Source organism: Chitinophaga sp. GbtcB8 (assembly GCF_019091455.1).
In the GTDB taxonomy this organism is placed as follows: Bacteria; Bacteroidota; Bacteroidia; order Chitinophagales; family Chitinophagaceae; genus Chitinophaga.
In genome coordinates this window covers 1-11,599 of the sequence record NZ_JAGXJN010000069.1, presented here as the reverse complement: position 1 = coordinate 11,599, position 11,599 = coordinate 1, and the positions used below count along the sequence as shown (strand labels likewise).

Below are 11,599 nucleotides of genomic sequence, written 5' to 3'. Positions count from 1 at the left end.
TCTTTCAGAGTGCATAGCAAGACCATATAACTGGCGGGAAAGGCCCACGGCAAAATCACAGATGTCTATCATTTCCTGCACCTCGCCATAACCTTCCTGCAGGCTTTTCCCCATTTCATAAGACACCAGCTTACCCAGCGATGTTTTATGCGTGCGCAGCGCTTCGCCTATCTGCCGCACCACCTCGCCACGTTTGGGCGCGGGCCATTGGCGCCATTCTTTAAAAGCCTCTTCTGCGGCGGCTACCACCGTATCAAACTCCGCTTTGCTGCCGCCTTGCACCTGGGCTATTTCCTTTCCATCAACCGGGGAAAAGGAGCTGAGCACTTCACCTTCACCTTTCAGCCAGTGTTTACCGGTGCTTACCCCGCTATGCCGGGCTGGTATATTAAATTCTTTCAGGATATCTGCTATCATGGGTTGCAATTTAATGATTATTTAGTCCATGGTCCATAGTCGATGGTCCATAGCATATTGCGCAGTTGCCTGCGCTCCAGTGATATAACTTGTAAAGCTACCTTACGTTCAAGGCCATGGACCATCGACTATGGACCATGGACTCAACTATCTCCCCGTCTGCGAACTATACGTACTCTCAAAGATCTTATCCGCGTTACCGGCTTCAAAACCATCCCGGCGGTGTTCCCGTTTTACCTGGTCTGCGGGCAGGTGTGCAAATTGGGGCAGTACCTTTCTTTCTGCAAACTCCACATAAGAGCCGGCAATGGGGTGTGTTTCATTATTGGCAAATGCAGCAGTGATCATATTGGCTACCGTAGCGCTTTGCAGCAGGCCGCCATCAGGGCTTACCTTCATTTTGCCGCCGGCATTGTTCAGGGTAAAACCTTTACGCTCCAGGAAAGCATTAAACTCAGGAATGGTATTATAACCCGGGGGCAGGTTATGTACGCTGATGGTAAAGTGGTTCAGGTAATAACGGTTGTAGATGACCCAGGCGGCATACTCGCTTTCAGCTGCCAGCAGCTTATAATCTTCCAGAGTAGGCAGGCGCCATAAACCGCTGTGCAGGAAGTTATCTACTGCGGTGGCATCGTCCAGATTCAGGGCATCTACGGGATCGGACTTTACTTCGCCGGTATAGCTGAGAATAAGCTGTTGGGCTTGTAGGCTCAGGTCCTGCACACGCAGCTCACTGATAAAAATGCGGGGAAAATGAGGGGCGGGCGGTGCATACCAGAAAGCATCCAGCTTTTTCTCGGGGAAATGGTAGGCGCTTTTTTTCGTGTAGCCGTAATGGAGGAAGATCTTTTCCAGGGATTGTATGCCCAGGTGTGGCACGCCCATGGTCCGGAATGCAATGTGGTCGTTCTCCACATCTTCCGGCTTTGCAATAATACCTTCCTGTACCATGGCTTGTATAATGGCCTTTACATCCGGCACCCGCTCCATGTAGCGTTGCATGAGGCCGCTGAGTACTTGCTCTAGCATAGCGTGTTCAATTACGAATTGTCAATTACGAATTGCCTGCGTTTTGTTGAAGAACAGTTTTTTCATTCGTGGCTTGTAATTGATAATTCTTGTTTTGGTGTATTAAATAAACAAAATGATTATCCGCTTGTTTATACCCGTATTGCGAAGCCCTGAATCGCCGCCCCACACACAATAGCTTTACACTACGCCTCGCAATGACGGCAATTTGCCTCAGTATTGTTCATTCTCACTCGGAAAATCCCGGCTCTTTACATCTGTTATATACTGCTGGGTAGCGTTCAGTATATCTTCATACAAATTCAGGTAACGACGCAGAAAACGAGGTTTAAACTCTTTGTTAATACCCAGCATATCGTGCATTACCAGTACCTGCCCATCCACATACTTGCCGGCGCCAATACCAATAATGGGAATTTGTACGGTTTCCGCTACTTTTTTGGCCAGCAGGGCGGGGATCTTTTCCAGCACTATGGCAAAACAGCCCGCGTTTTGCAGCAGCACAGCATCCTGCAGCAGCTTTTGCGCTTCTGCTTCTTCGGTAGCGCGCACGGCGTAAGTGCCAAATTTGTAAATAGACTGGGGGGTAAGGCCCAGGTGGCCCATTACCGGCACCCCGGAAGATATAATACGTTTTACGGATTCAATGATCTCTTCACCACCTTCTATTTTAATACCATGCGCCCCGGTTTCTTTCATAATACGGATGGCAGAGCTTAATGCTTCTTTGGAGTTACCCTGGTAAGAGCCAAAGGGAAGGTCTACTACTATAAAGGCGCGTTTAATAGCCCTTACCACGGAGGAGGCGTGGTAGATCATCTGATCAAGCGTAATGGGCAGGGTTGTCTCGTGCCCGGCCATTACATTGGAGGCGGAATCGCCCACCAGTACCACATCTATGCCTGCATCGTCAAAAATTCCGGCCATGGAATAATCATAAGCTGTGAGCATAGATATCTTCTCCCCATCTGCTTTCATCTTTTGCAGTATATGGGTGGTAACGCGTTTAACTTCCTTGTTTACAGACATTTGATAGCTGTTAATAATCAATAATTAATGTTCAGCGCAGATTCAGAGGCACAAATTTGGGGAATATATTGATCACTACAGCATTTTTTTTACGGGAGGTTACCGCTTATTTCGGCATATAAAGCCTGTATCAGGCCGTCGGCCAGGCCTATCTTAGGTACGTATATTTCAGTGGCATCGGCCCAGCGCATTACATTCACATAGATCTGCAGCGCCGGTACGATCACATCCGCACGGTCTTCCCGCAGGTTGTACAGGTGAATACGCTCTTCCACGGAAAAGCTGCTGAACTCTTTGTAATAATCTTTAAGGGTTTCCAGGGAAAGCGGTTTGCCTTCCTTGCGTTTGGAAAGAGAGAAGATCTTGTTGATGTTACCGCCGGAACCAATGGCCGTTACCGGGCCATAACCTTTCAGCTGCTGTTTCAGCGTATCCTTCATCAGCTGCCAGTGCGCTTCGGTTACCTGGCGCTGTAACAGGCGGATGGTGCCTATATTAACAGAGGTTTTAAATATCAGCTTGTTGTTGCTGAAAAAGGTGAGTTCTGTGCTGCCGCCGCCTACATCAATGTACAGGTAAGACTGGGTGCTGGCCATATGTTCCGCCACATGGTTCTCGTAAATAAAAGAAGCTTCTTCCTCGCCGGTAATGATCTGTATATCTATGCCGGTTTCCTGTTTCACCTGCTTCATCAGCTCCGGGCCATTGCCGGCATCGCGCATGGCAGAGGTAGCGCAGGCCTTCAGGTATTTAACGCCATATACTTCCAGTAACAGCTTGTAGGCCTTTACGGTATTTAACAGTTCGGCTGCTTTTTGTTCGGAAATGGCGCCGGTGCTGAAAACGTCAAAGCCTAAACGCAACGGTACACGTACCAGGTTCACCTTTATGAAATCCATTTCGCCATTGCTTTTAGGCGAGGCCTCTGATATCAGTAACCGTGCAGCGTTGGAACCAATGTCGATAGCAGCAAGTTTCATGGATGCAAGATAAAGATTATGTGCAGATGTGCAAATGAATTGCAGGATCAGTGCATCGGCGGATTTACGTCCAATTTAACATAAACCAGCACATCAGCTATACTGTTTCTCGTGCAAATACTTATAAACCTCTATCTGGGAGCGTATTTTTTTACCGGATTGGTCGCGCTTGTATTCATTGTTCTGATCATTATCCAGTATGCGGGCTTTTACATTGCCGCTGAGCTGTATGTTCATAATGTCTATCAGCTCCTGCTTGCTTACCGGGTCCAGGATGGGCACGGCAGCTTCCACGCGGTGGTCCAGGTTGCGCAGCATCCAGTCGCAGGAGGCAATGAACACCTTTTCCTGGCCGCTGTTATGGAAAATAAATACCCGGGCATGTTCCAGGTATTCATCAATAATACTTACGGCCTGTATATCTTTCTTCCACTTTTTATTTTCCGTATAGGCGCAACAGATACCCCGTATCACCATCTTAATATCTACCCCTTCCTTAGCCGCCTCATATAATTTGGCTATCATTTCCGGGTCGGAGAGGGAGTTCATTTTAAGGATCATGCGGGCCGGCTTTTTATGCCTGGCATTCTTGATCTCGCGGTCTATTAACCGTAAAAAGAACTGCCGCATGCTGTAGGGGCTTACCGGCAGGATAGTACAGGTTTCCAGGAACTTTATATCATGGCGCGGATGTTCCAGGTAGGCAAAAATGCGGTTCACATCTGCCATTACATTACGGTTGGCGGTCAGCAGGCAATGGTCGCCATACACACGGGCCGTTTTTTCATTCAGGTTACCGGTGCTCACAAAACCACATTGCACTACTTTATTCCCGATCCGTTTCTTGATCACGCATAATTTGCTGTGCACTTTCATGCCGGGTATGCCTATCAGCACTTTTACCCCTTCATCTTCCAGCCGGGTTTTCCAGCGCAGGTTATCTTCTTCATTAAAGCGGGCGCGCAGCTCCAGGGCCACGGTTACCTGCTTACCATTACGCACGGCATTCACCAATGCGTTCATGATCTTGGAATTGCGGGCCAGCCGGTAGGCCGTGATCTTAATGCTGGTAACATTGGGATCAATGGCGGCTTCACGCAGCAGATCTATAATAATATCAAAGGAATGATAGGGGAAGTGCAGCATTACATCCTGCTGCTGTATTACGTGCATTACGCTGGGCGCATTCAGGAACAGCGGGTGTACGAATGTTTTGCGGTGATGCAGCTGTTTGTTGGTGAACACTGCATCCGGGAAATCTATAAAATCTTTAAAGTTATGGATGCGGGCGCCAGGTATCAGGTTATCTTTTTTAGAGAGGCCCAAACGGCGCATCAGGTATTCCAGCAGCAGGGGATCTATATCCTTATCATATACAAACCGCACAGGCTTACCCTTACGCCGGTCTTTAATACCCTTTTCCAGCTGGTGTATCAGGCTGTTGGCTATATCGTTATCAATATCCAGCTCTGCGTCGCGGGTAACCTTTATAATATGTGATTCAAATTTATCGTATCCAAAATAAGAGAAGATGTTGGGCAGGGAAAAACGCACCACATCTTCCAGCAGTATAATATCATGCTCGCCTTCCTTGGAGGGCAGTAAGATAAAGCGGGGCAGGATGGCGGTGGGTATTTCTATCAGCGCAAACTTCTGCCGTACGGAATTATCCTGCCGGGCCAGCACCACGGCGAGGTAAATAGATTTATCACGCAGGAAAGGGAAGTGCTGGATACTTTCTATCATCAGCGGGATGATGTTGGTACGTACTTCCTCATCAAAATAGCTGAGCACAAATTTCTGCTGCTCTTTGTTCAGCTGTTTTTCTGTGCGGATGAATATTTTTTCGGCCCGCAGCTCTTCCTCAATCCCTTTCCAGATGCGGTCAAACTCACGCTGCTGCTGGATGCCTATCTGCTGGATCTCATCCAGGATCTCATCGGGGTTTTCTTCCAGGTGCACTTTGGCCGATTTGCCAAAGGATAACATGCGTTTAAGCGTGGCTACCCTTACACGGAAAAACTCATCCAGGTTATTGGAAAAAATGCCCAGGAAACGGATACGTTCGCGCAGCGGTACTGTGGGGTCGGCCGCTTCCTGCAATACACGGGCGTTAAATGATAACCAGCTTACATCCCTGGCTATCATCTTTTTTTTAGGAAGGTGATCTTTTTTCTTGTTCAATTTTAGATCTGGTAAAATATCTGTAGCGGGTGTCATGTCGCCTGGCTCACTTTTCGTCAAACGCATAAATTAATTTTGCATTCAGGTGTTTCACAATAACCACAACAATACGGTTTTTGGAAACAATTTCATGTTAAATCTAAGTTACAGCATTTTGTAAAACTTCCCCCAAAAGTTATACAGCCAGCGGCCGTACAACATGGTGCATAACACCAGGAATAAAGGGATGGTCATAAAACGGAAACGCATATTCTCGCCTATTTCCAGCAGGTTACCCGTACACAATACAAACAGGATGTTAAATAACGCATAGGCGATCACGATATCTCTTGCTTTCATAACAACAGGTATAGCCATTCCAGCACCAGCGCATAATTTACAGGGAACAATTTAAGGGTAATGCCCAGGAAAAGATTGTACAAGGGCGGCTGGCTATGCAGGTACCAGAGGCTTGCAGCAGGTGATGCTGCAACAGCTGCGGGTCTATAACCTGCCAGCCTATCCAGAGGTGGCTGCTGTCAAACTCAAGATGGAATACGTGCTTAAAGACCAGGCGGCTTGTGAGGGTAATACTTACCAGCCACGCCATGTAATGATGTTTCATAAACAGGCACAGGAAAGAATTGTATAGGAATTAATAATTAATAACGTATTCAGGAGAACGTATCGGGTTACGGGGTATTAAGAGAGCATCGGGTTAATAGCAATGCCCAAATGTAAGTGCATTGCCAGTATTTTGTTTGCTGTAAATAGCTATTGCGGTAAGTTTATTTTTTGATCTCTGCAGGCGCCGGTTGCTGGCTGCGGCTGTTATTCAGTACCGGTAATAAGATCAGGGAGAGCAGGCCTACCACCATTACCAGCAAGGTTTGGGCCAGCCATAAGATCCAGCCAAAAGCATAACCGGTAGTGGCATGTATGCCGTATAACAACAGGGTTTGCTGCACCAGCACCTGGTAAGCGCCAATACCGCCCTGGGTAACGATCATGCCTATACTACCAAAACCCAGTACGGCCATGGCAGCTTTAAAACCTAAGTGTGAAGTTTCATCCAGGGTATAAAAACCGCAGTACAACATGGAGAAGTACAGCGTCCATATAAGCAGGGTATAGAACAGGAACCAGCCTTTGCGCTCCATTTTACCCACAGATAAAATGCCTTCCATTACGCCGCGGGCTAATGCGCGGAAGGTAACAGCGGCTTTGGAACGGGCAAAACGTTTCAGGAAGATGTAAATGGCGGCTATCACTACTATTATTATCACAGCCAGTATAAGCCATTGCGTGGCGCCGGCATTGGCAAATTTCTGCTGCAGCGGCACCCAGATGCGGGTGGCAAAGAACTGGCCTACCACATCTATCTGCACGGCTACGGTAATGATCATTAAAATAATAAGGCAGATCAGGTCTATGGCCCTTTCGGCTATCATGGTGCCTACCAGCTTATCGGCCGGTATCTTCTCATACCGGGCCAGTATACCGCAGCGGCTTACCTCCCCCAGGCGGGGCAGGGCCAGGTTAGCCAGGTAACCTACCATTACGGCAAAAAAAGTATTGAGTACGGAGGGGGAGTAACCCAGTGGTTTTATAAGCAGCTTCCAGCGAACGGCACGGGCCCAGTGGCTGGCAATACCTATGATCATGGCCGGTAATACCAGCCAATAGTGTGCATTGCGGAAAGCTTCTTTAATATCTTCTACTTCTTTGTCGGAGAGGTTTTTGGTAACCAGCCATATCAATAACAAGCCTATGCCCAGGAAAACAACGATCTGGAGTAAACTTTTCAATCTCTTGGGCATACGTTGATATTAAGTTAGTTCCTGTCTTACAATTTGTTACCTTCTTTAGGGAAAACAGCGAGGGGGTTATATTTTTTAGCTTCTTCAAAATCCATGGTAGCATAGGAGATAATGATCACCACATCGCCTACGGCGCACAAACGGGCAGCAGGTCCGTTCATACAGATCACCCCGGAGTTGCGTTTGCCTTTGATAATATAGGTTTCCAGGCGTTCGCCATTATTCACGTTCACCACCTGCACCTTTTCATACTCAATCATATTGGCGGCCTCCATTAAGTCTTCGTCAATGGTAATGCTGCCAACGTAGTTTAAGTTAGCCTCCGTTATCACTGCGCGGTGTATCTTACTTTTAAGTACTTCGATCTGCATAGTTTTAATTCAGCGACCGCAAAGCTACGGAAAAATGTGAGACTGTGCGGATATGCAAATGTGCAGATGTTACATGCATTATATAATGTGATGTTTATAATATGAGCCGTAGCAAACGGTCAAAAACAGCACATCATCACATCTGCAAATTATCTATAAGCCTTACCGGGCTGCCTTCCATCCGTGCTGCTACTATTGCATACATGGGCAGGTTAGTGACCGCCTGTTCCGGGAACTGGATAATGCCGTCGTCTTTAACGGCAATTACATCCAGGTAATCCATTTCAAATTTACTGGATTGCAACTGCAAACGGGCGGCAGCAAGTATGTCAGGCAGGGAGCCGCCTTTAGCCAGGCCGTTTTTAATATAGGAGAGGGCCTGGTACAAAGCCACTGCATTTTTCCGTTCGTCAGGGCCCAGGCGCATATTACGGCTGCTCATGGCCAGCCCGTCCGGCTCGCGTAGGGTAGGGCAGATGACCATTTCCGCCGGGGAATCAATGAGTTGTAATAAGCGGGTTACCACCAGGCATTGCTGCAGGTCTTTTTGCCCCATAAACAGCTTGTGCGGCTGCACAATATCCAGCAGTTTGTGCACAATGCGGCCTACCCCCTGGAAGTGGCCGGGGCGGTGGGCGCCTTCCAGCACGGTTTCCAGCGCGCCAAAATCGTAGTGGGGGGCCGGGGCGCTGAGCCCTTCCGGGTACATTTCAGCTACTGCCGGCAGGAACAGCACATCTGTACCGCCCGCTATCAGCATCTGAATATCTTTTTCTATGGTAATAGGGTACTTTTCAAAGTCGGCCGGGTCATTAAACTGGGTAGGATTCACAAAAATACTGCAAACCGTAAGGCTGCTTTGCGCCTTTGCCGTGTGTATTAATGACAGGTGTCCCTCATGCAGGGCTCCCATAGTGGGTACAAAACCAATCGTTGCGCCTTGTTGTTTTGCCGTATGAAGATATTGCCGGAGCTCGTCTTTTTGTTTAAACAGGTACATTTTGTTGTGTATTATGCCGGATCAGTGCTATGGATATATATCAGTATTCCGTGGTGTGTTAATAATGCAGTATAATGTTGGTTGTCATGTGTCTGACACTGGTTTGCGCGTGCGCGAAAACTACGGTAAAACCCCTGTTTCTGCCACAAAACAATACTTAAAACGGTGTTAAAAGTGCCAATTTGTCCTTTTTTCTTTAAAAAATCCGTAATTTTGCAAGCCAAATTAAAAATTACTGCATTAATAATCAGCATTAAATGTCCACAAAGAAAAGAATTCTTTTTATTGCCCATGAGATGTCGCCATACCTGGAATTAACCGAGTATGCGAATATGGTCAATAAAATGGCAATTAAGTCCAATGAGGCGGGTCTGGAAGTACGGGTAATTATGCCAAGATTTGGTATCATTAATGAACGCCGGCATCGTTTGCATGAAGTGGTAAGGCTGTCAGGGATCAATATTGTGATAGATAACGATGATTATCCGCTGATCATTAAAGTGGCCTCTTTGCCAAGCGCCCGTTTGCAGGTGTATTTCCTGGACAATGAAGATTATTTCAAGCGCAAAGCCGTTTTCGCCGATGAAAACGAACAGTTTTATGACGATAATGCGGCCCGCGCCGTATTTTTCTGCAAGGGAGCATTGGAAACCGTGAAGAAATTTGGCTGGCCGCCGGACATCATTCATTGCAGTGGCTGGATGACGTCACTGATACCGATGTACCTAAAAACTGCCTACAAAAAAGAAGCAGTGTTTGCACACTCCAAAGTGGTGTACTCGCTGGAACCCAATGGTTTTAAGGAAAAACTGGGGCCCACTTTTGTAAAGAAGGCTACCATCAGTAACCTGATCAAGGAAAAGGATATTGAGCTGTATAAAGAAGGTACCAACGCAGCACTAAACCGCGGCGCCGCCAAATATGCCGATGCCGTAGTGGTAGCCGGCGACAAGGCCGATAAAAAACTGGTTGAAGAAATAAAGGGAGAAAAGGGTAAGATCATTCTCCCGTATAAGAAAGACAACGAAGACCTGGCCGACTACCTGCAGCTGTATAACCAGCTGATGGGGAAGTAAAAATGTCCATGGTCTATAGTCAATAGTCCATGGCCTTTTGCGTTATACATGCTTTTAATAGCAAGCTATGGACCATTGACCGTGGACCATGGACTAGTTAAAACCCACAAAATATCGCGCGTGAGAGTTATTATAAGGAACCTTGGACTGATAGCAGCTTTTTTTATTACCATGTATGCCGGATCGGGATGTAATGAAGCCACCATTTTAGGAAATGAGCTTATACCCGGTCAGGATTATGTAAACGGGATTGATACCACCTTAACAGGTATTATTACACAGAATATCTGGAAAACAGATTCCGCTGTATATACCGGCCAGGGTAACTATTCCAAGGTGCTGGGTTCTATTATGGGCGATCCTTTATTTGGCCGTGCCCACGGTTTCGTATATACGCAAATGAGCCTGCCCAGTAATGCCTACAGCTTTGCCGGCACAGGCCAAACGCTGGATTCAATTGTACTAAGCATTGCCTACAGGGGCTTCTATGGCGATTCCATGGCCGCCCAAACCTTCCGGGTGTACCGCATGGCGGAGCCGGATTTTAAGATAGACTCCAACTACCGTTATTACCAGGCTTTAAAATATAATGCCGGTGAGCTGCTGGGTACCGCTACCGTGGTGCCGCGTACTTTAAAGGATTCCGTATCTGTTTACGGTACCAAAGAGGCGCCGCAGCTGCGCATCCGGTTAAGCACTGCGCTGGGCAACCAGTTCCTGCAGCAAACAGCTACCACCGGTTTCACCAACGATTCTTCCTTTTATGCTTTCCTGAAAGGGCTGGCTATTGTTCCGGATACCACGCTGGCTACCAACCGTACCATGTTGTACCTGAACCTGAACGATCCTGTGACCCGCATCCGCCTGTTCTATAAGAACACGGAAAACGATTCACTGAGCGCCAGCTTTCCCTTTGCAGCCGGTTTTACCGCACATGCCAATTACTTTGTGCGTAACCATGCCGGTTCACAGGCCGCACAGTATATTAATACCAACACCCCTGCGGGAGACAGTATAATATTCCTGGAAGACGCACCGGGCCTGTTCACAAAAGTGACCATACCCAACCTGGAAAATTTCCCCAATGCAGTTATTAATAAGGCGGAGCTGGTAGTATCGGAAATTACACCCGCTCCTTCAGACCTAAATGATATTTATTCTGCGCCGGATTTCCTATTTTTACAGCAGTACGTAAGCGGGGACACCACCAGGCCCCTCATTGATTACGGAAACCCCAGTAGTCCTAATCAGCCATATTTTGGTGGCGACAAAACAGTGGTAACCCTGTTTGGCGGGATGAAGTATACACAATACAAGTTTAACATTTCCCGGTATATGCAGCGTTTGTTGCGTAAACAGGAAACCAATACAAGCTTTAAGCTGGAGGCGCTTTCACCCAGGAATATTGATGTGCATCGTGTAAGAGCAGGCGGAGGCAACCACTCCCAGTTTAATCTGAAACTGAGGATCATTTATACGAAACTTTAAAACGAAACACGGATATTTTATGCCTTATTTATTTACGTCAGAATCTGGATCTGAAGGACCACCGGACAAAGTTGCCGATCAAATCTCCGATGCGCTGATCGATCATTTTCTTGCATACGATGCAAAATCAAAGGTAGCCTGCGAAACACTGGTAACTACCGGTCAGGTAGTGCTGGCCGGTGAAGTAAAGTCAGACGCTTACCTGGATGTGCAGGACATTGCC

At 47.3% G+C, this 11,599-nt stretch carries 13 protein-coding genes; 3 read left to right on the top strand and 10 right to left on the bottom strand.

Annotation, left to right across the window (positions count from 1 at the left end; genetic code table 11):
• From KVT36_RS31055 to panC, 10 genes are all read right to left on the bottom strand, one after another.
• A partial coding sequence (locus tag KVT36_RS31055) for an aldehyde dehydrogenase family protein (protein WP_217607311.1) occupies positions 1–417 on the bottom strand: 417 nt, incomplete at its 3' end.
• A gap of 147 nt (positions 418–564) precedes the next feature.
• Positions 565–1,449, bottom strand: coding sequence for a DUF1338 domain-containing protein (locus KVT36_RS31050; RefSeq protein ID WP_217607310.1), 885 nt, complete (start codon positions 1,447–1,449; stop codon positions 565–567).
• A gap of 213 nt (positions 1,450–1,662) precedes the next feature.
• Entirely contained in the window at positions 1,663–2,478 is an 816-nt protein-coding gene (gene panB, locus KVT36_RS31045; protein ID WP_089917024.1) for a 3-methyl-2-oxobutanoate hydroxymethyltransferase, read from the bottom strand.
• Positions 2,479–2,567: 89 nt separating this feature from the next.
• Positions 2,568–3,458 (bottom strand): exopolyphosphatase, encoded by an 891-nt coding sequence (locus KVT36_RS31040; protein ID WP_217607309.1) that lies wholly within the window; start codon positions 3,456–3,458, stop codon positions 2,568–2,570.
• A gap of 93 nt (positions 3,459–3,551) precedes the next feature.
• Positions 3,552–5,708 (bottom strand): polyphosphate kinase 1, encoded by a 2,157-nt coding sequence (gene ppk1, locus KVT36_RS31035; RefSeq protein ID WP_217607308.1) that lies wholly within the window; start codon positions 5,706–5,708, stop codon positions 3,552–3,554.
• Between the two features lie 78 nt (positions 5,709–5,786).
• Positions 5,787–5,981, bottom strand: a complete 195-nt coding sequence (locus tag KVT36_RS31030; RefSeq protein WP_217607307.1) for a hypothetical protein — start codon at positions 5,979–5,981, stop codon at positions 5,787–5,789.
• Between the two features lie 37 nt (positions 5,982–6,018).
• Positions 6,019–6,246 (bottom strand): hypothetical protein, encoded by a 228-nt coding sequence (locus KVT36_RS31025; RefSeq protein WP_217607306.1) that lies wholly within the window; start codon positions 6,244–6,246, stop codon positions 6,019–6,021.
• Positions 6,247–6,409: 163 nt separating this feature from the next.
• Positions 6,410–7,441: a lysylphosphatidylglycerol synthase transmembrane domain-containing protein gene (locus tag KVT36_RS31020; RefSeq protein ID WP_217607305.1), complete on the bottom strand. Its 1,032-nt coding sequence runs from the start codon at positions 7,439–7,441 to the stop codon at positions 6,410–6,412.
• Between the two features lie 26 nt (positions 7,442–7,467).
• A complete protein-coding gene (gene panD, locus KVT36_RS31015) occupies positions 7,468–7,812 on the bottom strand; it encodes an aspartate 1-decarboxylase (protein ID WP_217607304.1) in 345 nt (114 codons plus the stop codon).
• Between the two features lie 136 nt (positions 7,813–7,948).
• Entirely contained in the window at positions 7,949–8,812 is an 864-nt protein-coding gene (gene panC, locus KVT36_RS31010; protein WP_217607303.1) for a pantoate--beta-alanine ligase, read from the bottom strand.
• A 257-nt stretch (positions 8,813–9,069) separates the two neighbouring features.
• Between panC and KVT36_RS31005 the strand changes: the two genes are divergently transcribed.
• From KVT36_RS31005 to KVT36_RS30995, 3 genes are all read left to right on the top strand, one after another.
• Positions 9,070–9,888: a glycogen/starch synthase gene (locus KVT36_RS31005; protein WP_089917041.1), complete on the top strand. Its 819-nt coding sequence runs from the start codon at positions 9,070–9,072 to the stop codon at positions 9,886–9,888.
• Positions 9,889–10,008: 120 nt separating this feature from the next.
• Complete coding sequence (locus KVT36_RS31000; protein ID WP_217607302.1) at positions 10,009–11,376, top strand: DUF4270 family protein; 1,368 nt, start codon at positions 10,009–10,011, stop codon at positions 11,374–11,376.
• A gap of 19 nt (positions 11,377–11,395) precedes the next feature.
• Positions 11,396–11,599 (top strand): S-adenosylmethionine synthetase N-terminal domain-containing protein (locus KVT36_RS30995; RefSeq protein WP_305858847.1); only part of this gene is annotated, 204 nt, incomplete at its 3' end.